Genomic DNA, 23,326 nt, shown 5'->3' with positions numbered 1-23,326 from the left:
AGGTTAAGCGCGCACCGGCTTCTTGCTGTTGCGCTTCGCCAGTTTCGCGATCCTGTCCTCATGCTTCGGCGCGGGCCACAGGCCTTCCGAGCGGTACAGCATGATGACCACCATCGCGAGGCCGTACAGCGCCTGACGGATCACTTCCGTATCGACGACGTCGTGGCCGAACAGCGCGTGCTGCAGCGGGCTCATCGTCGAGCGCAGGAATTCCGGGAAGATCGCGAGCAGCACCGCACCCAGGATCACGCCCGGGATGTGGCCCATGCCGCCGAGCACCACGCAGGCCAGCACGACGATCGATTCCCAGAACGTGAACGATTCCGGCGACACGAAGCCCTGGAACGAACCGAACATCGCACCCGACAGGCCGCCGAACGACGCGCCCATCGCGAATGCGAGCAGCTTCACGTTGCGGGTGTTGATGCCCATCGCCTTCGCCGCGATCTCGTCTTCGCGGATCGCCGCCCATGCGCGGCCGATACGCGAGTGCTGCAGGCGCGTACACACCCAGATCACCAGCAGCGAGCACAGCACGAACAGGTAGTAATACATGTAGACCGACGGCAACTGGATCCCGAACAGCGAGTGCGTCTGCGCGAGGCTGAAGTCGCCGATGTGCACCGGATCGATGCCCGTGATCCCCTTCGGGCCGTTGGTGATGTTCACCGGACGGTCGAGGTTGTTCATGAAGATCCGGACGATTTCACCGAAGCCGAGCGTCACGATCGCCAGGTAGTCGCCGCGCAGGCGCAGGGTCGGCGCGCCGAGCAGGATCCCGAAGGTCGCCGCCAGCGCCATCGCGATCGGCACGATGATCAGGAACGGGATGTGCAGGCCGTTCGGCGCGAGCGCCGCGATCCACTCGAATTGCGAGGTCAGGTGCGGCGAACTCAGCAGTGCCGCCGTGTAAGCGCCCACCGCGTAGAACGCGATGTAGCCGAGGTCGAGCAGGCCGGCGAAGCCGACCACCACGTTCAGGCCCAGCGCGAGCATCACGTACAGCATCGCGAAATCGAGCACGCGGACCCAGTAGTTGCCGCCGGCCGAGCCGATGACGATCGGCGCCGCGATCACGAGGACCGCGGTCAGGAGGCCGATGATGACGGTCTTGGCGGTGTTGCGCTCTTCGACGAGCGACGTCGAGGATTCGATCGGTTGAATGGATGTCATGTTGTTTGCTCCCTTCCGTTACGCGCGATCCGCGACACGTTCGCCCAGCAGGCCGGACGGACGGAACACCAGCACGATGATCAGCACGATGAAGGCGAACACGTCCTGGTAGTTACTGCCGAATACGCCACCCGTGAGGTTGCCGATGTAGCCGGCCCCGAGCTGCTCGATCAGGCCGAGCAGCACACCGCCGACCATCGCGCCGCCGAGGTTGCCGATCCCGCCCAGCACCGCGGCCGTGAATGCCTTCATGCCGGGGATGAAGCCCATGTAGAAGTGCACGTTGCCGTATTCGGACGCGATCATCACGCCGGCCAGCGCGGCGAGCGCGGAGCCGATCATGAACGTCGCGGAGATCACGAAGTTCGGGTTCACGCCCATCAGGCTCGCGGTGTTCGGGCTTTCGGCGATCGCGCGCATCGCACGGCCGAGCTTGGTCTTGTGCACGAGCAGCAGCAGGCCGGCCATCACGATGAACGCCACCGCGATGATCACGATTTCAGTCACCGAGATCACGGCGCCGGGCGTCGTGTCGGTCGCCTTGATCACGTTGATCGGATCGGTCGGCAGCAATTGCGGGAACGGCAGCGGGTTGCGCGACCAGATGATCATCGCGGCGGTCTGCAGCAGGATCGACACGCCGATGGCGGTGATCAGCGGCGCGAGGCGCGGTGCGCGACGCAGCGGCCGGTATGCGACCCGTTCGATCGTGAAGCCGACGAATGCACAGACGACTGCGGCGATGCCCAGGCCGATCGTCAGCGTCGCGACGTTGCCGAGTCCGGGGAAATGGTTCTGCAGCACGGTGATGGCAGACAGGGCGACCATCGCGCCGATCATCAGCACGTCGCCATGCGCGAAGTTGATGATGCCGAGAATGCCGTACACCATCGTATAGCCCAACGCGATGATGGCGTAGACACTGCCGAGCACCAGCCCGTTGAGAACCTGCTGGACGAAAATATCCATTTAAAGCTCCTTGGCCCGTGCTGCCGGAGGACGTTGCGCCCCGCGGGTAAGCGAGGAATCGCGCCTTCTCGGCGACACTGCGGGTACTAGTCGATACCGGTAAGGGTGGATCGTCCCGGCGCGCGCCGCCCGGCCTGTACGGCCGGACCTGCCGCCGGAGCGGATACAAAAACGGCACCGCACTGTTCCGGTGCCGTCATGAGTCCCGTCGCTAAATCGTCACGACGTCGAGGACGGTGTTCGTGGCCTCCTTGAAGTCGTAGGGCAGCATGCCGAGACGGCCATCGTCCGGTTGCCCGGCATCCGTGCCTTTTCCCGTCCGGTGCGAGGCAAGCCCCGCACGCGGGCAGATCGGATTCCGTGCCGCGCCACCTTGCAAGGCAGCGTGAACGCCGCGCCCGACATTCGTCAGGACTGCGTCGGAATCCATCGTACGAACCAGACCGCACGCCGCGACATCACTGCTCGCGGCAACGCGCTGTTTCGTCGAATCGAAATGAAAGGGGGCCGGCGACATCGGCACGCGGCCCGCAGCGCCGGGCGCCATGGCCGGCCTGCGTCGAGCGGCGCGGACGGTCGCTGTCACGCGACGACCGGCGGCCTGCGGTGCTGCAACCTGCGTGCCCGCAACCTGGCCGTTCGCCAGGCCAAGCGCGTTGATTTCCTCGATCGCCAAACGTGCCCCGTTTTCCTTGTCCTTGCCCAATTGCGCGATGCAGCACGCGAACGGTGCCGCACGACCGGTTCCGGCGACGCGCACGCCGCGGGTCGGCGGTGCCGCGAATATCGCAGCCTCCCTCCCCGCCCCGTCGTCGCTCTTTTTGCTGCAGCCGGCAAGCATTGCAACCGGTGCGGCGACGGACACGGCGTAAGCCGACTTCACATGCATTGAGTGGTCTCCCGCGCCTTGCCAAAACCCGATTTCAAAGCCATTCAGGCCTGAAAACGGGCGCATTGTAACTCCATTTATAGGACGCCAATAATCCTGATTCGATGGGGTTTTCCTGCATTGCAACCAATTTTGAGAGACGCTTGAAAGCGCGCAGAGCAACCTGGTTGCACCATTAATCCGAATAATGGTTGCGATTGGCATTTCGACAGGCAAAAAAAAGCGCGCCGTAAGGCGCGCTCCGGTGTTCCGCAGGTGCGATGCGTCAATCAGGCAGCGGGCGGCAGGTTCAACCCGCGCGGCAGCGGAAACGACACGTTTTCCTCGATGCCGTCGAGCGCGCGCACATTGCGCACACCGAGCTCGCGCAGCCGCGCGATCACGGCCTGGGCGAGCACTTCGGGGGCCGACGCGCCGGCCGTCACGCCGATACGGCGCTTGCCCGCGACCCATGCCGGATCGATCTGGTCAGGCGCATCGACCATGTACGCGTCCACGCCGCGCTTCTCGGCCACTTCACGCAGGCGGCTCGAATTCGAGCTGTTCGGGCTGCCGACGACGATCACGACATCGCACTGCGGCGCCATGAACTTCACGGCGTCCTGGCGGTTCTGCGTCGCATAGCAGATGTCCTGCTTCTTCGGCTCGCGGATCTTCGGATACTTGGCCTTCAACGCCCCGATGATCTCGGCTGCGTCGTCGACGGACAGCGTCGTCTGCGTGACGAGCGCGATGCGCTCGGGATCGGCGAGCTCGAGCTTCTGCACGTCCTCGACGCTCTCGACGAGATGCATGCCGCGCTCGACCTGCCCCATCGTGCCCTCGACTTCCGGATGGCCCTTGTGCCCGATCATGACGATGTCGACGCCGTCCTGGCGCATCTTCGCCACTTCGACGTGCACCTTCGTGACGAGCGGGCAGGTTGCGTCGTAAATGCGCAACCCGCGCACATCGGCCTCGTCGCGCACGGCTTTCGACACGCCATGCGCGCTGAAGATCACGGTATTGCCGGCCGGCACTTCCTCGAGTTCCTCGACGAAGATCGCGCCTTTCTTCTTCAGATCCTCGACCACGTACTTGTTGTGGACGATCTCGTGACGAACGTAGATCGGCGCACCGTGCATCGCGATGGCGCGCTCCACGATCTCGATCGCACGATCGACGCCCGCGCAGAAACCGCGCGGCTGGGCCAGCAGGATTTCGGCATCGGCGGCGACGGTCTGCCCGGACAGCGTATCGGTGGTGCTCATGATTACAGGATTCCGATGATTTTCACTTCGAACGTGAGCGCTTGGCCCGCGAGCGGATGATTGAAGTCGAACAGTGCCGAGGTTTCGCCGACTTCCTTCAGCACCCCCGCGTATCGGCCGCCGTCCGGCGCGTTGAACTCGATCAGTTCGCCCGGCGTGAAATCGTCGCCGACCATCCCGTTCTCGCGCAGCGTCGACAGCGTGACGCGCTGGAGCATGTCGGGATTGCGGGGACCGAACCCCTGTTCAGGCGTTAGCTGAAAAGTCGAATGGTCGCCGATCCTGAGGCCGAGCAGAATCTGTTCCAGCGACGGCGCCAGTTGCCCCGCGCCCAGCAGCAGCGTGGCCGGCTTGTCGGTGAAAGTGTTGACGATATCGGCGCCGTCGGCCAATGCCAGCCGGTAATGCAACGTGACGTGGGAACCGGGCTTCACTTCGGATAGATCGATGAGGCTCATGAATTACTCGTTCAGTCGGCGCCCGATACGGCCGAAAGGCCCGGCGCAAAGCCAATATTGTAAGTCACCTGAGCGCGCAAGGCGGAAAGTGCGACGACGTCGCGCACACTGCCCGCCGCCAACGGAGTTTCGAGCATGCTTTCACCCTGCCTAGCCCTGCCGCCCGTCGAATGCCGCGACAGCACCGACCTGCCTGCCGATCCGCCCGGCCGCGTCCTCCCGATCCACCGCCGCAAGCGCCGCCCGCGCGGCTGGCGGCCCGAGCTGCCGCGCGAGCGATTGCTGGAGCGCGGGCCGGCCGCGCTGACCGACGACGAACTGATCGCACTGCTGCTCGGCACGGGCAAGCCCGGACACGATGTGTTCGTCACTGCCCGCGCACTGGTCACGCAGTTCAAGTCGTTGCACGGGCTGCTCGAGGCGACCACCGACGATTTCGAGGCACACCCCGGCATCGGCCCCGCGCGCTCCGCGCGGCTGGTTGCGGTCACCGAGATCGCGCGTCGCATGCTGAGGGAGAAAGCGCACGAGAAGAGGCAGATCGATTCGCCGGGCGCGCTCGAGGACTACCTGCGGCTGAAGATCGGCACGCGCCCGTACGAAGTGTTCGCCGCGGTATACCTCGACGCGCGCCACGGCCTGATCGACATGGAGGAAATCACGCGCGGCTCGCTGACGCGCATGGCCGTCTACCCGCGCGAGATCGTGCGCCGCGCGATGGTGCACAACGCCGCGGCGCTGATCGTCGCGCACAACCATCCGTCGGGCGCGGTGCAGCCGAGCGCGGAAGATCGCCGCCTGACCCGCGTGCTGCACGACGCGCTCGCGCTCGTCGATGTCAGGCTGCTCGATCACGTCGTAATCGGCACCAGTGATACTTTTTCGTTCGCACGGGCCGGTTGGCTGTAGACTGTGCGGTTGCGGCCCGCCCAAGGGCGCCGCAACGGCGATGCGAAATTAGGTTTGATTTTTCTGAACTTTTTCTGCTAGAATCGCCGTCTGTCTTTTTTCCAACCAGTTCTAGCCATCGAAGGGCCTTGTCTGTAAGGGCTTCGGCGTTCTGAGTGCAGCCATGGATCACGTGGCGGTACGATGGAACCTTCATCGGCGATCGAACCCCGAATTTAGCGTATTAGGAGTGCTCTCATGGCACGCGTATGCCAAGTAACTGGGAAAGCGCCGATGAGCGGCAACAACGTTTCCCACGCCAACAACAAGACGAAGCGCCGCTTCCTGCCGAACCTGCAAAACCGCCGGTTCTGGGTAGAGAGCGAAAACCGCTGGGTGCGCCTGCGCGTCTCGAACGCCGGCCTGCGCCTGATCGACAAGAACGGCATCGATTCCGTGCTCGCTGACCTGCGCGCACGCGGCGAAGCCTAAGCCCAAGGAGCACAATCATGGCAAAAGGCGCACGCGACAAGATCAAGCTCGAGTCGACCGCTGGTACGGGTCACTTCTACACGACCACGAAGAACAAGCGCAACATGCCGGAAAAGATGGCGATCAAGAAGTTCGATCCCGTCGTCCGCAAGCATGTGGAATACAAAGAAACCAAGATCAAGTAATCTCCGGTTTCTGCCAGCCTGACGGCGACCGAAAAGCCCCGCACATGCGGGGCTTTTTGTTTTGCGCGCACGCTCGGGCCCGACGCGGTATGCTCTCCCCTTTCCGCGGCCACGGCCGCCGGAACGCACAAGATCAAAAGCGCAACGATGGAGATGCAGCATGAAATTCGACGTGGCGATCGTCGGCAGCGGCCTGGCAGGGCTGTCGGTCGCACTCAATCTGGCCAGCACGCGACGTGTCGCGCTGATCGCGAAACGGTCGATGATGGAGGGCGCAAGCGATAACGCGCAGGGCGGCATCGCGGCAGTCCTCGATTCGGCAGACAGTATCGAGAACCACGTCAACGACACGCTGGTCGCCGGTGGCGGCCTGTGCGACGAAGGCGCGACGCGCTATATCGTCGAGCACGGACGCGAAGCGATCGAATGGCTGATCTCGCAGGGCGTGCCGTTCACGAAGGACGACGCGGCCGAGCTCGGCTTCCACCTCACACGCGAAGGCGGCCACAGCCACCGCCGGATCATTCACGCGGCCGACGCGACCGGCCATGCGGTGCTCGCAACGCTGTCGGCGCGTGCGCGCCAGCATCCGAACATCACGTTCTTCGAAAACCACCACGCGATCGACCTGATCACGTCGGACCGGCTCGGCCTGCCCGGCCGCCGCTGTCACGGCCTGTACGTGCTCGACGTCGACAACGACCGCACGATCACGATCGAGGCGCCGCATACGGTGCTCGCGACGGGCGGCGCCGGCAAGGTCTACCTGTACACGACGAACCCCGACACCGCGACCGGCGACGGCATCGCGATGGCGTGGCGCGCAGGCTGCCGCGTGTCGAACATGGAGTTCATCCAGTTCCATCCGACCTGCCTGTTCCATCCGTACGCGAAATCGTTCCTGATTTCGGAAGCCGTACGCGGCGAAGGCGGCCTGTTGAAGCTGCCCGACGGCACGCGCTTCATGCCCGCGCATGATCCGCGCGCCGAACTCGCGCCGCGCGACATCGTCGCGCGCGCGATCGACTTCGAGATCAAGAAGCGCGGGATCGACTGCGTGTATCTCGACATCAGCCACCAGCCGGAAGCGTTCCTGCGCGAACACTTCCCGACGATCCACGCGCGCTGCCTCGAATTCGGCATCGACATCGCGAAACAGCCGATTCCCGTCGTGCCGGCCGCACACTACACGTGCGGCGGCGTCGTCACCGACCTCGCCGGGCGCACCGATCTCGCGGGCCTGTATGCGGTCGGAGAAACGTCGTACACGGGGCTCCACGGCGCGAACCGGCTCGCCAGCAACTCGCTGCTCGAATGCCTCGTGATCGGCCGCGCAGCAGCCGAGGCGATCGAGGCAGCCGGCTTCGATACCGAAACGCCGGCCACGCTGCCCGCTTGGGACGAAAGCCGCGTGTCGGATGCGGACGAGGAAGTCGTCGTTGCGCACAACTGGGACGAGCTGCGCCGCCTGATGTGGAACTACGTCGGCATCGTGCGCACCGACAAGCGCCTCGAGCGCGCAAAGCACCGGCTGTCGCTGCTGCGCGACGAGATCCAGGAGTACTACGCGAACTTCCGCGTGACGCGCGACCTGCTCGAACTGCGCAACCTCGTCGACGTGGCGACGCTGATCGTGAAGAGCGCACACTCGCGCCGTGAAAGCCGCGGGCTGCACTACAGCCGCGACTGGCCTAACTCGCTGCCGAAGGCGCTGCCGAGCGTGCTCACGCCGCGCGCGCGCCGCTGAGCGGTACGCCCTTCCCTGCGGCGGCCGCACAAAAAAAGCCGTTGGCGTTTACGCGCCAACGGCTTTTTTGTCTGATCGACGGGCGTTCGGTCAGTCGACGATCCGCATCGAATAGTCCGTCGCGCGCACGTCCTTCGTCAGCGCGCCGATCGAGATACGGTCGACACCCGTCTCCGCGAACGCACGCACCGTATCCAAATTGACGCCGCCCGACACTTCAAGCACGGCCTTGCCGTTCGCCACGCGCACCGCTTCACGCATCATGTCGAGCGTGAAGTTGTCGAGCAGCACCGACTGCGCGCGATGCGCGAGCGCCGTATCGAGTTGCGCAAGCGTCTCGACTTCGACCTGCACGGGCACGCCCGACTCCAGCGCGAACGCCGCGTCGAGCGCCTCGCCGACCCCGCCTGCCGCCGCGATGTGATTCTCCTTGATCAGGATGCCGTCATACAGCGCGAGACGCTGGTTCTCGCCGCCGCCGACGCGCACCGCATACTTCTGCGCAAGCCGCAGGCCCGGCAGCGTCTTGCGTGTATCGAGGATCTTCGTGCGCGTGCCTTCCACACGATCGACGTACCGACGCGTGGCGGTCGCAACGCCCGACAGCAATTGCAGGAAATTCAGCCCGTTGCGCTCGGCCGTCAGCAGCGCGCGCGCCGGCCCGTCGAGTTCGCAGACGGTCGAATCGGGCGCCATCCGGTCGCCTTCGCGATAGCGCCATTGCACGGCGATCACCGGATCGATCCGGGCGATCACGGCCTCGAACCACGGCACGCCACACAGCACGGCTTCCTCGCGCACGATGATGCGAGCACGGCGACGCTCGCCGGCCGGCACGAGCCGCCCGGTCTGGTCGCCAGTGCCGACGTCTTCCGCGATCGCATCGGCCACGTTGCGCGCGATCGCGTCGTCGAATGCCGCGCCGTATTGCTCACGGACGATGTTGAACAGCGGGGATACGGCCGAACTCGTCATGCAGCCCCCACGTTCGCAAACAGTTGCTGATCGCGTTGCAGATCGCCGCTCGCCTGCACGCGCTTCTTGTGCGCGGCTGCGAAATCGAGCATCCGGTCGATCGGCAGGCGTGCGCGCTCGCCGATCGCCGGATCGACGAAAATCTCGTTGTGACCGCGCTCAAGCACGTCGGCAAGGTTCGCGAGGCCGTTCATCGCCATCCACGGGCAGTGCGCGCAGCTCTTGCAGGTGGCGCTGTTGCCGGCCGTCGGCGCGGCGATGAAGGTCTTGCCGGGCGCCGCAAGCTGCATCTTGTGCAGGATGCCGAGATCGGTCGCGACGATGAAATGCGTCGCGTCGAACTTGACCGCCGCGTCGATCAGCTGCGTGGTCGAGCCGACCACATCGGCCTGCGCGACGACGTTTTCCGGCGATTCGGGGTGGACGAGCACCTTCGCGTCCGGATACTCGGCGCGCAGCAGGTCGAGCTCGATGCCCTTGAACTCGTCGTGAACGAGGCACGAGCCTTGCCACAGCAGCATGTCCGCGCCGGTTTTCTTCTGGATGTAGCTACCGAGATGGCGATCCGGTGCCCAGATGATCTTCTCGCCGCGCGCGTGCAGGTCGGCCACGATCTCGAGGCCGATCGACGACGTGACCATCCAGTCCGCGCGCGCCTTCACGGCGGCACTCGTATTTGCGTAGACGACGACGGTGCGGTCCGGATGCGCATCGCAGAACGCCGAGAATTCGTCGACCGGGCAGCCGAGGTCGAGCGAGCAGGTCGCGTCGAGATCGGGCATCAGGATGCGTTTGTTGGGGCTCAGGATCTTCGCGGTTTCGCCCATGAAGCGCACGCCGGCGACGATCAGCGTCTGCGCGTCGTGGTCACGGCCGAAGCGGGCCATTTCAAGCGAATCGGCGACACAACCGCCGGTTTCGTCGGCGAGCTCCTGCAACTCTGCGTCGACGTAGTAATGCGCGACCAGCACGGCCTTTTCACGCACGAGCAATGCCTTGATGCGCTCCTTGAGCGCAGCCCGCTCTTCGGCGGACGGGGCCTCGGGCACCTTGGCCCATGCCTGCCCCACGCCGCACACGGTCCCTGCTGCAACGGGCCGGTCATACTCGACGGGTTTGATCGTCGATTGCATCTCCATATCTCCTGTCGATCAGAGTTAGCGCTTTAGCGCTTACTCTGATCCCATGCTTCACGGTCGATCCGAGTCAGCGCTTTAGCGCCAACGCCGATCCCATCCCCTGATCTCGCTCCGGAACAACACTTCCACGCTGCCCCAAGCCTCATACCAATCCGGCCCTGCCGATCACCCTTCAAAAACCGGCGGACCAAATAAAAAACCCCGCCAACGCGGGGTTTTTGACGTCCTTAGATTCTAATCGATTTCGAATCAGGCGTAGCGGCGCAGGCGCGTCGCGAATTCCTGCAGCGCCTTGATGCCGCTTTGTTCTGCGCGATGGCACCAATCCTGCAATTGTGCGAGAAGCTGTTCGCGCGATGCGGTCGAACGATCCCAGATCGCGGCGAGATCCTGGCGCAGCTGGAAGTACGTGTGCAGCTTCTGGCTGTTCGCGAAGATTTCCGGCAGCAGCTTTTTCTGCGGCTCGTCGAGGCCGTCGGCGTCCTTGTGGAACCACTTGCGCGCGCCACGCATCATCTGGTATTTCTCGCCGCCGATTTCCTTCAGGTGGGCGAGCTCCTGACGGTACGCACGCTTCACGGCCTTGCCGTAGCGCGCCATCACTTCGTAGCGGTTCGACAGCACGGCCTGCAGCGTTTCCTGGTCGAGCACCGTCTTCGGCTTGTTCAGGCGCGGCGTCGGCGCGACCTTCTTCACCTTTGCAAGACCGAACGCCGACATGATGCGGATGTACATCCAGCCGATGTCGAACTCGTACCACTTGTTCGACAGCTTCGCCGACGTCGCGAACGTGTGGTGGTTGTTGTGCAGCTCTTCGCCGCCGATCACGATGCCCCACGGGAACAGGTTCGTGCTCGCGTCGGCCGAGTTGAAGTTGCGATAGCCCCAGAAGTGACCGAAGCCGTTGACGACGCCAGCCGCCCAGAACGGAATCCAGACCATCTGCACGGCCCACACGGTGAGGCCGAGCACGCCGAACAGCGCGACGTCGATCACCATCATCAGGCTCACGCCGAGGATCGGGTACTTCGAGTAGATATTGCGCTCGATCCAGTCGTTCGGCGTGCCGTGGCTGAACTTGCGCATCGTCTCTTCGTTCTTCGCTTCCGCGCGATACAGCTCGGCGCCTTCGAGGAACACCTTCCAGATGCCGCGCGTCTGCGGGCTGTGCGGATCTTCCTCGGTCTCGCACTTCGCGTGGTGCTTGCGGTGAATCGCGGCCCACTGGCCGGTCAGCATGCCGGTCGTCATCCACAGCCAGAGCCGGAAGAAGTGGCTCGCGATCGGATGCAGTTCAAGCGCGCGGTGCGCCTGGCAGCGGTGCAGGTAGACCGTCACGCCGATGATCGTGACGTGCGTGACGGCGAGCGCGAACAGCGCGACCTGCCACCACGAAAAATGCAGGAGCCCGTGGGAAAGAAAATCGAGCAGGGAATTCAACAAGGCAGTTACCTGTGATGAGAGCGACGCCGGCCCGCGCCAGACGTCAGAAAAATGAAAGCATACCGCGTGTAGACCAGAATTCTACTTCAACCGTTCCAAGTCTTTGTAAAAAATGAACATTTTCTTGCCCTGACGCAACAAACCCAGTCCATGGGCGGACTTGGAAAGGCCCGCGATCCGGTTCCGGCCGCGGGGTCGATACGATTGGCGACCGGCGCGCGTCATGCAGCCGGCGCGTGCCCGTCCACCGCGCCGTTGCCGGCCACCGCGCCCGCGGCGGACAAGCCGTCGGGCAACCCGACGACGCGCACTTCGCGCTGCGGGAACGGAATCGAAATCCCGTGCTCGCTGAACAGGCGCCAAATGTTGCGGTTCACGGTCGAACGCACGCCGGACGTGCCTTTCGCCGAATCCTCGATCCAGAAACCGAGCTCCAGGTCGATCCCGTCCGCACCGAAACCCACCAGATACGGGGTCGGAGCGGGCTCCGCCAGCACGCGCGGCACGTCCTTGGCTGCATCGGCGAGCAGCGTGAGCGCGTGCTCGACATCGCTCGTGTACGCGACCTGCACCGCGACCTTCGCGTAGCCACGCGTCAGGTACGACGACTGGTTCTGCACGACGTCGGTGATCAGCTTTTCGTTCGGGATCAGCGTCTCGTTGCCATCGAGGCCGCGCACGACCGTGTAGCGCGTGCGGATCTGCGTGACGACGCCCTGCAGCCCGCCGACGCTGATCGCATCGCCGAGCCGCAGCGAGCGGTCGAGCAGGATGATGAAGCCCGACACGTAGTTGCTGGCGATCTTCTGCAGCCCGAAACCGAGGCCGACACCCACCGCGCCGCCGAACACGCCGAGCACCGTCACGTCGATGCCGACCAGCGACAGCCCGATCAGGATCGCCGCGAACACGAGCAGCGCGCGGCCGACCCGCGACAGCACGACCTTCAGGTTCGCGTCGAGCGTGGTCGCCCGCGTAAGACGATCCTCGAGCACCGAGCCGAGCCACATCGCGACCATCAGCGTCACGCACACCCACAGCGCGCCCGAAATCACCGACAGCAGCGTGAGGTGCGCATTGGCGACCCGGAACTGCACGCTGTCGAGCCAGCCGAGCACGTCGCGCTGGATCCCGAGCACGGTCAGCACCATCGCGGCCCACACGACGGTCGACACGATCTTCTCGACGATCGACAGCCACGCATGCGTGTGGCCATCGCGCGCGAACACGCGCCGCGCAAAGAAGAACAGCACGTAGATCAGCCCGATGCCGAACAGCGGCACGAGCGCGAGCGACAGCAGCGACGTCGACATGAACGGGTCGAACGCAAGCTGCGCGCCGCCCACGAACACGCTGCCGAACAACGGGAACAACGCGCGCTTCAGGCTTTGCGCGCCCGCCCCGGGCGCACGTCCGGCCGCCCGGCGGCGCGCATCGATCCGGCCGTGCACGAAGCGCGCGGCCACCCATGCGAAGCACAGCGCGCCGATGAGGATCGCCGCCTGCCAGATCATCACCGGCTGGTGGAAATCGCGGATGACCGAGGCCAGCCGGTGCGACAGCAGGCGGCTCTGCAGATTCTCCATCGTCCGTCCGGCCTGCCGTTATTGCGCCGCGCGCCGTTCGAGCACCGCAGCGAAGAAACCGTCGGTCGCGTGACGGTGCGGCCACAGCGACAGGTAGTCGCCCGTCTCCAGCTCGATGCGCTGGTCTTCCAGCACCTTCTGCGCCGGCACCAGCACGAACTCGGGATGGTCGGCCAGGAACTGTTCGACGATGCGTTCGTTCTCCGCGTCGAGCACGCTGCAGGTCGCGTAGACGAGCCGGCCGCCCTTCTTCACCAGGCGCGCGGCGCTCGCGAGGATCGACGCCTGCTTCGGCGTCAGCTCGTCGATTGCCGTGCGCGTCTGGCGCCACTTCAGATCCGGGTTGCGGCGCAGCGTGCCAAGGCCGCTGCACGGCGCATCGACCAGCACGCGGTCGATCTTGCCGGCGAGCCGCTTGATCTTCGCATCGTGCTCGCTGTCGATCAGCACGGGGTTCACGTTCGACAAGCCGCTGCGCGCGAGGCGCGGCTTCAGCTTCGCCAGGCGCTTTTCCGACACGTCGAACGCATAGAGGCGCCCGGTCGAGCGCATCATCGCGCCCAGCGCGAGCGTCTTGCCGCCCGCACCGGCGCAGAAATCGACGACCATCTCGCCGCGGCGCGGCGCGACCAGCGAGCACAGCAGCTGGCTGCCTTCGTCCTGCACCTCGATCGCACCCTCCTCGAACAGTTTCAGGCGCGTCAGCGCCGGCTTGCCGACCACGCGCACGCCGAACGGCGCGAACGGCGTCGCGCCCGCATCGATGCCGCTCACGCGCAGCGCTTCGATCACCTGGTCGCGCGTCGCCTTCTGCGCGTTTGCGCGCAGGTCGAGCGGCGCCGGGTAGTTCAGCGCGGCGGCAAGCTGAGCGAGCTCCTCGCCGTCGAAACGGGCCGACAGCGCCTGGTAAATCCAGTCGGGCAGGTTCGTGCGAATGCGCACGGGCAGGCTCGCCGGATCGATTTTCGACACGTGTTCGAGCCACGCGGACTCGGTGTCCGACAGGAACGGCTTCAGCGCATTGCGGCCGGCCGTCTGCATCAGGCCGAGCAGCGTGAGGCGTCGCGCGGGCGTGCCGGTACCGCTCTCGGCGAGGTGCGAAAACTCCATCTTCCGGCGCAGCACCGCGAACACGGCCTCGGCGATCACGCCGCGCTCGGCGTGCCCGAGCTTCGGATGCGCACGGAAGAACCGGCTCGTCGTCGCATCGGCGGGGCCGGCGAACTTCAGCACCTCGGCCAGCAAAGTCTCGGTCTGGCCGATCAGGAATCCGTGCAGTTTCATACGCCCTCACTCGTTTCGGTATGCGGTTGATCCGCGAAAATCCAGCGCGCCTCCTCCGGCGCGACCACTGCACGGCCGTTCTCGAGGCGCAGACGGCCTTCGATGAACCAGCGCACCGCGCGCGGATACAGCACATGCTCGACCGTCAGCACGCGCTGCGCGAGCGCGGCCGCGTCGTCGCCCGCGCGCACCGGGACCGCGCCCTGCGCGACGATCGCGCCGCTGTCGAGCTCGGGAATCACGAAATGCACGCTCGCGCCATGCAGCGCGACACCCGCATCCAGCGCCTGCTGGTGCGTGTGGATGCCCTTGAAGCTCGGCAGCAGTGACGGGTGGATGTTCAGCAGCCGGCCCTCGTATCGTCTGACGAATGCGGGCGTGAGGATGCGCATGAAGCCGGCGAGAACCACGAGATCGGGAGCAAAGCGGTCGATTTCGGCGGCAAGCGCCGCGTCGAAGCTGTCGCGGCCGTCGAACGACCGGTGGTCGACCACCGCGGTCGCCACCCCGTGCGACGCGGCAAAAGCCAGGCCGGCCGCATCGGGCCGGTTGGCGATCACGGCAGCAATCTCGGCCGGCCAGCGTTCCTGCGCGCACGCGCGGACGATGGCCTCCATGTTGCTGCCGCGACCGGAAATCAGGATCACGAGTTTTTTCATTCGCGAATTTTACCATTCGCCCCCGCGTTTCCCGCCTTCTCGGCCGCCGGCCCGCCCGAACGTTTATAATCTTCTGCTTTGCGGCACCCCACCGCCCATTCCCCGACGCTGCATCCGCTATCGTGAAAGTCTTCCGCGGCCTGCCCAACGCCGAGAGCCGCGCCCCGTGCGCGCTGACGATCGGCAACTTCGACGGTGTCCATCGCGGCCACCAGGCCCTGCTCGCGCGCGTGCGCGCGGCAGCGGACGCGCGCGGCCTGCCCGTGTGCGTGATGACGTTCGAGCCGCACCCGCGCGAATTCTTCAACCCAGCCGGTGCGCCGCCGCGCATCGCGATGCTGCGCGACAAGCTCGAGGCGTTGCGCGAACACGGCGTCGACCGCGTGGTCGTCGAGCACTTCAACCACACGTTCGCGAGCCAGTCGCCGCAGGCGTTCGTCGAACGCACGCTGGTGAACGGATTGCACACGCGCTGGATGATGGTCGGCGACGATTTCTGCTACGGCGCGAAGCGCGCAGGCACGTTCGACACGCTAAAGGCGGCCGGCGAGCAATACGGCTTCGAGGTCGAGCAGATGGGCACGGTGGCGGGCAGCGACGGCACGCGCATCTCGAGCTCGGGCGTGCGCGCCGCGCTCGCGGCCGGCGATCTCGATGCGGCCGCGCAGGCGCTCGGCCACGGCTATGCGATCAGCGGCCACGTCGCGCACGGGCTGAAGCTCGGCCGCGACCTCGGCTTCCCGACGCTGAACCTGCCGATCGCACACAAGCGGCCGGCGCTCGCGGGCATCTTCGTCGTGCAGGTGCACGGCCTCGGCCCCGCCCCGCTGCCGGGCGTCGCGAGCCTCGGCCTGCGCCCGACCGTCGACGATTCGGGCCGCGTGCTGCTCGAAGTCCACCTGCTCGACTGGCACGGCGACGCGTACGGCAAGCTCATCCGCGTCGAATTCCTGAAGAAGCTGCGCGACGAGGCGAAATTCGACGATCTCGAGGCGCTGTCGCGCGCGATCGCACTGGACGTCGCGAATGCGCGTGCGTATTTCATCGAGCGCGACCGTGCGCCGGGCAGTCGCGCCACGGGCTTCTCGACGTCGGCCACCGATCGAATTAGCTGATCCGGATGGCGGCGCCTTCGCGCCGCACCCTCGCGCCGCTCAATCGCGCGCATACCCGATTCACGACGCTCGCGCGTCCCCCGAGATTTAGATAGCGATCCCATCATGAGCAACAAGAAAGCCGATTCGAAACCGCAGGCCAAGTATCCGGTCAACCTGCTCGACACGCCGTTCCCGATGCGCGGCGACCTGCCCAAGCGCGAGCCGCAGTGGGTCAAGGAATGGGAAGAGCGCGGCATCTACGAGAAGATCCGCGCGGCCAGCGCAGGCCGTCCGAAGTTCATCCTGCATGACGGCCCGCCGTATGCGAACGGTGACATCCACCTCGGCCACGCCGTCAACAAGATCCTGAAAGACATCGTCGTCAAGTCGCGCAACATGGCCGGCTTCGACGCGCCGTACGTGCCGGGCTGGGATTGCCACGGGATGCCGATCGAGATCCAGATCGAGAAGCAGTTCGGCAAGTCGCTGCCGGCCGCCGAAGTGATGAGCAAGGCGCGCGCGTACGCGACCGAGCAGATCGAGAAGCAGAAGGTTGGCTTCAAGCGTCTGGGCGTACTCGGCGACTGGGCCAACCCGTACAAGACGATGAACTTCGTCAACGAGGCGGAAGAGATTCGCGCGCTCGGCAAGATCATCGAGAAGGGCTACGTGTATCGCGGGCTGAAGCCGGTGAACTGGTGCTTCGACTGCGGCTCGGCGCTCGCGGAGGCGGAAGTCGAGTACAAGGACCGCACCGACCCGACGATCGACGTGATGTTCGCGTTCGCGGAACCGGAAAAGACCGCGCAGGCGTTCGGCCTGCCGGCCCTGCCGCGCGCCGAGGGCGGCATCGTGATCTGGACCACCACGCCGTGGACGATTCCCGCCAACCAGGCGCTGAACCTCCATCCGGAAATCGTCTACGCGCTGGTCGACACCGAGCGCGGGCTGCTGATCATCGCGCAAGAGCGCGTCGAAGCATGCATGACCGACTTCAAGCTGACCGGCCGCGTCGTCGCGACCACGCCGGGCGTGAAGCTCGCGAACCTGCGCTTCCACCACCCGCTCGCATCGGCCCACCCCGGCTACAAGCGCACCGCGCCCGTCTACCTCGGCGACTACGTGACGACCGACACCGGCACCGGCGTCGTGCACTCGTCGCCCGCATACGGCATCGAGGACTTCATGTCCTGCAAGGCGCACGGGATGACCGACTCGGACTTCATCAACCCGGTGATGGGCGACGGCCGCTATATCGAATCGCTGCCGTTGTTCGGCGGCCTGTCGATCTGGGACGCGAACCCGAAGATCGTCGACGCGCTGAACGCGGCCGGCTCGCTGCTGCGCAGCGAGAAGTACACGCACAGCTACATGCACTGCTGGCGCCACAAGACACCGATCATCTACCGTGCGACGTCGCAGTGGTTCGCGGGCATGGACGTCACGCCGCGCGACGGCGGCAAGACACTGCGCGAAACGGCGCTCGAAGGCGTCGACGCGACCGCGTTCTACCCGTCGTGGGGCAAGCAGCGCCTGTTCAGCATGATCGCGAACCGTCCCGACTGGACGCTGTCGCGCCAGCGCCAGTGGGGCGTGCCGATGGCGTTCTTCGTGCACAAGGAAACCGGCGAGCTGCATCCGCGCACGCTCGAGCTGCTCGAGGAAGTCGCGAAGCGCGTCGAGCAGTCGGGCATCGAGGCGTGGCAGACGCTCGACCCGCGCGAGCTGATCGGCGACGACGCGAACCTGTACGAAAAGAACCGCGACACGCTCGACGTGTGGTTCGATTCGGGCACGACGCACTGGCACGTGCTGCGCGGCTCGCACAAGGATCAGCTGCAGTTCCCGGCCGACCTCTACCTCGAAGGCTCGGACCAGCACCGCGGCTGGTTCCACTCGTCGCTGCTCACGGCATCGATGATCGACGGCCGCGCACCGTACAAGGGCCTGCTCACGCACGGCTTCACGGTCGACGGCGAAGGCCGCAAGATGAGCAAGTCGCTCGGCAACGGCATCGACCCGCATGAAGTCGCGAACCGCCTCGGCGCGGAAATCATCCGCCTGTGGATCGCGTCGACCGACTACTCGGGCGAGCTCGCGATCTCCGAGGAAATCCTGAAGCGCGTGACCGAAGGCTATCGCCGCATCCGCAACACGCTGCGCTTCCTGCTCGCGAACCTGTCGGACTTCGACTTCGCGCAGCACGCGGTGCCGGTCGAGGAATGGCTCGAGATCGACCGCTATGCGGTCGCGTTCTCGCAGCAACTGCAGACGGAACTGCTCGGCCACTACGAAAAGTACGAATTCCACCCGGTCGTCGCGAAACTGCAGACGTACTGCTCGGAAGATCTCGGCGGCTTCTACCTCGACGTGCTGAAGGATCGCCTGTACACGAGCGCGGCCGATTCGCGCGCACGCCGCTCCGCGCAGACGGCGCTGTACCACCTGACGCACGGCCTGCTGCGCGTGCTCGCGCCGTTCCTGTCGTTCACGGCAGAGGAAGCGTGGAAGGTGTTCCGGCCGGCCAGCGACACGATCTTCACGGAAACCTACTACGCGTATCCGGAAGTCGCCGGCTCGGCCGCGCTGATCGAGAAGTGGGCGCTGCTGCGTGATGTGCGCGGCAACGTGACGAAGGCGCTCGAGGAAGCGCGCACCGCGAACCGCATCGGTTCGTCGCTGCAGGCCGAAGTCGCCGTGCATGCGAGCGGCGCACGCTACGACGCGCTCACGAGCCTCGGCGAGGATCTCAAGTTCGTGCTGATCACGTCGGCGGCGACGGTCGTCAAGGTCGACGACGAAGCGCAGGAAAGCGTCGACGTGGCCGCGTCGACGTACCAGAAGTGTGAGCGCTGCTGGCACTACCGTGAAGACGTCGGCGCGCACGCCGATCATCCGACGCTGTGCGGCCGCTGCTTCTCCAACCTGTTCGAAAACGGCGAAATCCGGAGCGCTGCTTAAATATGGCGAAAACCCTGTCGAAACCGGCCAGCGGCGCGCTTGCGCCCTGGCTCGGCATTTCGCTGATCGTGATCCTGTTCGACCAGCTGTCGAAGATCGCGATCTTGAAAACGTTCGCGTACGGCGCGCAGCACGAGCTGACGTCGTTCTTCAACCTCGTGCTGGTGTACAACCGCGGCGCGGCGTTCGGCTTCCTGTCGACCGCAGGCGGCTGGCAACGCTGGGCGTTCACCGCGCTCGGCATCGGCGCGACGCTCGTGATCTGCTTCCTGCTGAAGCGTCACGGCCAGCAGCGGCTGTTCAGCCTGTCGCTCGCCATGATCCTCGGCGGCGCCCTCGGCAACGTGATCGACCGGCTCGTCTACGGCCACGTGATCGACTTCCTCGATTTCCATCTCGGCGCCTGGCATTTCCCGGCGTTCAACCTCGCCGATTCCGCGATCACGGTTGGCGCAGTGCTGCTGATCTACGACGAACTGCGTCGCGTGCGCGGCTCGCGCTAAGCGCGCATACTCGGCGTCGACGGCCGGCCTCGCGCCGGCCGTTCCGTTCGACCCTTGGAGGCCTGAGTTGGCACACGCAGAACTCGCAGGAAAACACCTCGTTCTCGGCCTGACGGGCGGCATCGCCTGCTACAAGATCGCCGAGCTCACCCGGCTGCTCACGAAGGCCGGCGCGACCGTACAGGTCGCGATGACCGAAGCCGCCACACAGTTCATCACGCCCGTCACGATGCAGGCGCTGTCTGGCCGGCCCGTCTACACGAGCCAGTGGGACGCGCGCGTCGACAACAACATGGCGCACATCGACCTGTCGCGCGAAGCCGACGCGATCGTGATCGCGCCCGCGTCGACGGACTTCCTCGCCAAGCTCGCGCACGGATTCGCGGACGACCTGCTGTCGACGCTGTGCGTCGCGCGCGATTGCCCGCTGCTCGTCGTCCCCGCAATGAACCGCCAGATGTGGCAGAACCCGGCCACGCAGCGCAACGTCGCGCAACTGCGCGCGGACGGCGTGTCGGTGCTCGGCCCGGATTCGGGCGCGCAGGCGTGCGGTGAAGTCGGTGACGGCCGCATGCTCGAACCCGAGGCGATCTATGAAGCGATCGTCGCGCACTTCGCGCCGAAGGTGCTCGCGCACCGGCGCGTGCTGATCACGGCCGGCCCGACGTTCGAACCGCTCGACCCGGTGCGCGGCCTCACGAACCGCTCGAGCGGCAAGATGGGCTTCGCGCTCGCGCGGGCCGCGCAGCAGGCCGGCGCCGACGTGCATCTCGTCGCGGGGCCGGTGGCGCTCGACACGCCGTGGGGCGTCTACCGCCAGGACGTGCAGACGGCCCAGCAGATGCATGACGCGGTCATGCATGCCGTCGCCGATGCCGACATCTTCATCGCGGTGGCCGCCGTGGCCGACTGGCGCGTCGCCCAGCCGGCCGAGCACAAGATGAAGAAGACGGCCGACCACAAGGTGCCCACGCTCGCGTTCGTCGAGAATCCCGACATCCTCGCGTCGGTCGCGGCACTGCCCGATCCGCCGTTCTGCGTCGGCTTCGCGGCCGAAAGCGGCGATCTCGACGTGCACGGCGACGAGAAGCGCAAACGCAAGAACGTGCCGCTGCTCGTCGGCAACCTCGGCCCGCTGACGTTCGGTCGCGACGACAACGAAGTCGTGCTGTTCGAGGCCGCCGGCCTCACGCGCCTGCCGCGTGCACCGAAGGACGAACTCGCGCACACGCTCGTCGCGGAAATCGCGAAGCGCCTGCCCGACAACCGCCTGATCTGATCTCCCGCGCGGCAGCGTTGCTGCCGCGCCCTTCCCGCCCCATCCGACGACCGCATGAAACTCGACCTGAAGATTCTCGACGCGCGCATGCGCGACTACCTGCCCGCCTACGCGACGACCGGCAGCGCGGGCCTCGACCTGCGTGCGTGCCTCGATGCGCCGCTGACGCTGAAGCCGGGCGAAACGACGCTCGTGCCGACCGGCCTCGCGATCCACCTCGCCGATCCCGGCTACGCAGCGCTGATCCTGCCGCGCTCGGGCCTCGGCCACAAGCACGGCATCGTGCTCGGCAACCTCGTCGGCCTGATCGATTCCGACTACCAGGGCCAGCTGATGATCTCGACTTGGAATCGCGGCCAGACCGAGTTCGTGCTGAATCCGTTCGAGCGGCTCGCCCAGCTCGTGATCGTGCCGGTCGTGCAGGCGCAGTTCAACATCGTCGACGACTTCGCGCAAAGCGATCGTGGCGAGGGTGGGTTCGGCAGCACTGGCCGCCACTGAACGACACAACGAAAAAAGGGCCTCGCGGCCCTTTTTTTCCTCGCCCATCATTCCTCGACGGGTTGCGCGATCCGTGCGGGCGTCAGGTCGCGCTGCCGCGATTGAGTCGCGATCGCGTAGATCACCAACGCGACCAGCACGTCCAGCAGCACGGCCGACGAACCGATCGTGCCGAGCGCGAGGCCGCCCTTCGCGACCGGCTTCGTCAGCAGATCGCCGACCGTCGCACCGAACGGGCGCGTCAGCACGAACGCGGCCCAGGCGTGATTTCGGGAAGTTTGTTCATTCGAACCCCTTTTTGCAGGAAAGCGGCAGGCCGGCGCGGGCCGGCCTGCCTTGCAGACAGGATCGAATGTTGTCGCCGCGGGCTTAACGGACCCTTAGCGAGCGGGAAAATGCCGTGGGCGGCCGCGCCGCAACCATCAACGCGCGTGTTGGTGCCGGTAATGCAGCGCGTACGCGAGCGTCAGCAGCACGACGAACACGACGCCGACCACCATCGTCATCCGGAATTCGCGCGTGAACGCGGTCGTGAACAGGATCGCCGCGACGAGCCCCGCACCAAGCAGGCTGCCGAACGGGTGCCCCCACATCCGGAACGCGAGCGCGGGGCCGCGATACCGCGCACGAAAGCGCAGGTGCGTGACGAAGATCATCAGCCACGTGAACAGCGCGCCGAACATCGCGATCGCCATCATCACGGTGAACGCCGTGTCGGGCGCCAGCGCGACCAGCACGGCCGCGACGGCGACGCCGCTCGTCGAGATCCACAGTGCCGCGCGCGGCACGCCGTTCGTGCCGAGCCGGCCGAACACCGCGGGCGCGAGCCGCGCGCGCGACAGGCTGAACATCATCCGCGTCGTCACGTAAAGCTGGCTGTTCATCGCAGATAGCGCCGCGATCAGCAGCACGAAATTGATCACGCCCGCCGCGTACGGCACGTGGGTCGCGGCCATCACCTTCACGAACGGGCTTTCGTCGGTGCCGGCCTGCGTCCACGGCACGATCGCGAGCATCAGCGACAGCGTCAACAGATAGAACAGCACGAGCCGGAACACGGTCGAGCGGAACGCGCGCGTGACCGCGTGCTGCGGATCGCGCGCCTCGCCTGCCGCGATCGCGACGGCTTCGATGCTCATGTAGCTGAAGATCGCGACGATCACCGCGACCCACGTGCCCCACGGCCCCTTCGGCATGAAGCCGCCGTGCGCGGTGTAGTTCGCGAAACCGATACCCGATGCGGCCGGCGCCGACCACACGAGATATGCGCCGAGCACGATGAACACGACGATTGCCGCGATCTTCAGCAGCGAGAACGCGTATTCGACCGTGCCGTACAGCGTGACGCTCGCGAGGTTCACGGCGATCAGCAGCGCGGAGAAGCCGATCACCCAGTACCAGCCGGGCACGGCCGGGAACCAGTACTTCATGAACACGGCGATCGCGCTGATCTCGGTGCCGATCGCGAACACGACCGCGAACCAGTACGCATAGCGCACCAGGAAGCCCGCCAACGGGCCGACATAGTGCTCGGCATAGGCGCCGAACGAGCCGGCCGTCGGATGCGCGACCGTCATTTCCGCGAGCGCGCCCATCAGCAGCAGCGCGATCAGCGCGCCGATCGCATACGAGACCAGCACGCTCGGGCCGGCCAGCCCGATCGCGAACCCGCTGCCGAGGAACAGCCCCGTGCCGATCGCGCCGCCGATCGCGATCATCGCCATCTGCCCTGACGTCAGCGCATGGCGCAAACCCTGTTCGCGCGCGACGATGTCGTCGAACGTCCGTTGTTGTTGTGTCACTGCCTTGCCACTCCCCTGCACCACCATCGCGCCGCCGGCGCCAGAT

The 23,326-nt window shown here is 65.9% G+C and carries 22 protein-coding genes and 1 pseudogene; 9 read left to right on the top strand and 14 right to left on the bottom strand.

Annotated elements, in window-relative coordinates; all coding sequences use genetic code 11:
- Nucleotides 1–3: 3 nt before the first annotated feature.
- The 6 genes from LGN17_RS22675 to LGN17_RS36545 form a co-directional block, all read right to left on the bottom strand.
- Nucleotides 4–1,173, bottom strand: a complete 1,170-nt coding sequence (locus tag LGN17_RS22675; protein WP_226198719.1) for an ABC transporter permease subunit — start codon at nucleotides 1,171–1,173, stop codon at nucleotides 4–6.
- An 18-nt stretch (nucleotides 1,174–1,191) separates the two neighbouring features.
- Nucleotides 1,192–2,142, bottom strand: a complete 951-nt coding sequence (locus LGN17_RS22670) for a branched-chain amino acid ABC transporter permease (RefSeq protein WP_011352947.1) — start codon at nucleotides 2,140–2,142, stop codon at nucleotides 1,192–1,194.
- Nucleotides 2,143–2,353: 211 nt separating this feature from the next.
- On the bottom strand, nucleotides 2,354–3,097 hold the full coding sequence (locus LGN17_RS22665) for an amino acid-binding protein (protein WP_226198718.1): 744 nt from the start codon (nucleotides 3,095–3,097) through the stop codon (nucleotides 2,354–2,356).
- A 203-nt stretch (nucleotides 3,098–3,300) separates the two neighbouring features.
- Nucleotides 3,301–4,281 (bottom strand): 4-hydroxy-3-methylbut-2-enyl diphosphate reductase, encoded by a 981-nt coding sequence (gene ispH / locus LGN17_RS22660; protein WP_011352949.1) that lies wholly within the window; start codon nucleotides 4,279–4,281, stop codon nucleotides 3,301–3,303.
- A gap of 2 nt (nucleotides 4,282–4,283) precedes the next feature.
- Entirely contained in the window at nucleotides 4,284–4,739 is a 456-nt protein-coding gene (locus tag LGN17_RS22655) for an FKBP-type peptidyl-prolyl cis-trans isomerase (protein WP_226198717.1), read from the bottom strand.
- Between the two features lie 11 nt (nucleotides 4,740–4,750).
- The gene (locus LGN17_RS36545; protein WP_256093565.1) at nucleotides 4,751–4,876 is read right to left on the bottom strand and encodes a hypothetical protein; all 126 of its coding nucleotides are present in this window, start codon (nucleotides 4,874–4,876) and stop codon (nucleotides 4,751–4,753) included.
- Between LGN17_RS36545 and radC the strand changes: the two genes are divergently transcribed.
- The 4 genes from radC (at nucleotide 4,875) to nadB (ending at nucleotide 8,051) form a co-directional block, all read left to right on the top strand.
- Nucleotides 4,875–5,648 (top strand): RadC family protein, encoded by a 774-nt coding sequence (gene radC, locus LGN17_RS22650; protein WP_226198716.1) that lies wholly within the window; start codon nucleotides 4,875–4,877, stop codon nucleotides 5,646–5,648. The genes LGN17_RS36545 and radC overlap by 2 nt on opposite strands.
- A 237-nt stretch (nucleotides 5,649–5,885) precedes the next feature.
- A complete protein-coding gene (gene rpmB / locus LGN17_RS22645) occupies nucleotides 5,886–6,119 on the top strand; it encodes a 50S ribosomal protein L28 (protein ID WP_004186391.1) in 234 nt (77 codons plus the stop codon).
- 17 nt (nucleotides 6,120–6,136) lie between these two features.
- Entirely contained in the window at nucleotides 6,137–6,304 is a 168-nt protein-coding gene (gene rpmG / locus LGN17_RS22640; RefSeq protein WP_006478046.1) for a 50S ribosomal protein L33, read from the top strand.
- Between the two features lie 160 nt (nucleotides 6,305–6,464).
- Nucleotides 6,465–8,051 carry an L-aspartate oxidase gene (nadB, locus tag LGN17_RS22635; protein ID WP_226198715.1) on the top strand — a complete coding sequence of 529 codons (1,587 nt, stop codon included), beginning with the start codon at nucleotides 6,465–6,467 and terminating at the stop codon, nucleotides 8,049–8,051.
- 90 nt (nucleotides 8,052–8,141) lie between these two features.
- Here the strand turns inward: nadB and nadC are convergent, their stop codons facing one another.
- The 6 genes from nadC to purN all read right to left on the bottom strand — a co-directional run bounded on the left by nadC (nucleotide 8,142) and on the right by purN (nucleotide 15,137).
- Nucleotides 8,142–9,026: a carboxylating nicotinate-nucleotide diphosphorylase gene (gene nadC / locus LGN17_RS22630; RefSeq protein WP_226198714.1), complete on the bottom strand. Its 885-nt coding sequence runs from the start codon at nucleotides 9,024–9,026 to the stop codon at nucleotides 8,142–8,144.
- On the bottom strand, nucleotides 9,023–10,159 hold the full coding sequence (gene nadA, locus LGN17_RS22625) for a quinolinate synthase NadA (RefSeq protein WP_226198713.1): 1,137 nt from the start codon (nucleotides 10,157–10,159) through the stop codon (nucleotides 9,023–9,025). Before nadA ends, nadC begins: the two co-directional genes overlap by 4 nt.
- Nucleotides 10,160–10,414: 255 nt before the next feature.
- Nucleotides 10,415–11,608 carry an acyl-CoA desaturase gene (locus LGN17_RS22620; RefSeq protein WP_175950961.1) on the bottom strand — a complete coding sequence of 398 codons (1,194 nt, stop codon included), beginning with the start codon at nucleotides 11,606–11,608 and terminating at the stop codon, nucleotides 10,415–10,417.
- Nucleotides 11,609–11,829: 221 nt separating this feature from the next.
- The gene (locus LGN17_RS22615) at nucleotides 11,830–13,194 is read right to left on the bottom strand and encodes a mechanosensitive ion channel family protein (RefSeq protein ID WP_226198712.1); all 1,365 of its coding nucleotides are present in this window, start codon (nucleotides 13,192–13,194) and stop codon (nucleotides 11,830–11,832) included.
- 18 nt (nucleotides 13,195–13,212) lie between these two features.
- Entirely contained in the window at nucleotides 13,213–14,478 is a 1,266-nt protein-coding gene (locus tag LGN17_RS22610) for an RsmB/NOP family class I SAM-dependent RNA methyltransferase (RefSeq protein WP_175950959.1), read from the bottom strand.
- The gene (gene purN / locus LGN17_RS22605; protein WP_011352958.1) at nucleotides 14,475–15,137 is read right to left on the bottom strand and encodes a phosphoribosylglycinamide formyltransferase; all 663 of its coding nucleotides are present in this window, start codon (nucleotides 15,135–15,137) and stop codon (nucleotides 14,475–14,477) included. The genes LGN17_RS22610 and purN overlap by 4 nt, the downstream gene beginning before the upstream one ends.
- A gap of 122 nt (nucleotides 15,138–15,259) precedes the next feature.
- On the opposite strand from purN, the gene LGN17_RS22600 reads away from it, so the two are divergent.
- The 5 genes from LGN17_RS22600 (at nucleotide 15,260) to dut (ending at nucleotide 21,478) form a co-directional block, all read left to right on the top strand.
- Nucleotides 15,260–16,252, top strand: coding sequence for a bifunctional riboflavin kinase/FAD synthetase (locus LGN17_RS22600; protein ID WP_096471573.1), 993 nt, complete (start codon nucleotides 15,260–15,262; stop codon nucleotides 16,250–16,252).
- Between the two features lie 105 nt (nucleotides 16,253–16,357).
- Nucleotides 16,358–19,195, top strand: coding sequence for an isoleucine--tRNA ligase (ileS, locus tag LGN17_RS22595; protein WP_226198711.1), 2,838 nt, complete (start codon nucleotides 16,358–16,360; stop codon nucleotides 19,193–19,195).
- A 2-nt stretch (nucleotides 19,196–19,197) separates the two neighbouring features.
- Complete coding sequence (gene lspA / locus LGN17_RS22590; protein ID WP_039368190.1) at nucleotides 19,198–19,698, top strand: signal peptidase II; 501 nt, start codon at nucleotides 19,198–19,200, stop codon at nucleotides 19,696–19,698.
- 67 nt (nucleotides 19,699–19,765) lie between these two features.
- A complete protein-coding gene (gene coaBC, locus LGN17_RS22585; protein ID WP_175950955.1) occupies nucleotides 19,766–20,977 on the top strand; it encodes a bifunctional phosphopantothenoylcysteine decarboxylase/phosphopantothenate--cysteine ligase CoaBC in 1,212 nt (403 codons plus the stop codon).
- 54 nt (nucleotides 20,978–21,031) lie between these two features.
- Nucleotides 21,032–21,478 carry a dUTP diphosphatase gene (dut, locus tag LGN17_RS22580; protein ID WP_175971213.1) on the top strand — a complete coding sequence of 149 codons (447 nt, stop codon included), beginning with the start codon at nucleotides 21,032–21,034 and terminating at the stop codon, nucleotides 21,476–21,478.
- A 47-nt stretch (nucleotides 21,479–21,525) separates the two neighbouring features.
- Here dut and LGN17_RS22575 read toward each other — a convergent pair.
- Nucleotides 21,526–21,738 (bottom strand): annotated as a pseudogene (locus LGN17_RS22575) (hypothetical protein); the annotation flags it as partial.
- 162 nt (nucleotides 21,739–21,900) lie between these two features.
- A complete protein-coding gene (locus tag LGN17_RS22570) occupies nucleotides 21,901–23,280 on the bottom strand; it encodes an amino acid permease (protein WP_175024839.1) in 1,380 nt (459 codons plus the stop codon).
- Between the last annotated feature and the right edge of the window lie 46 nt (nucleotides 23,281–23,326).

The organism is Burkholderia sp. AU30280 (genome assembly GCF_020420125.1).
Classification (GTDB): domain Bacteria; phylum Pseudomonadota; class Gammaproteobacteria; order Burkholderiales; family Burkholderiaceae; genus Burkholderia.
The sequence above is the reverse complement of the archived record's forward strand: the minus strand, read 5'-3'. Positions and strand labels throughout refer to the sequence as shown.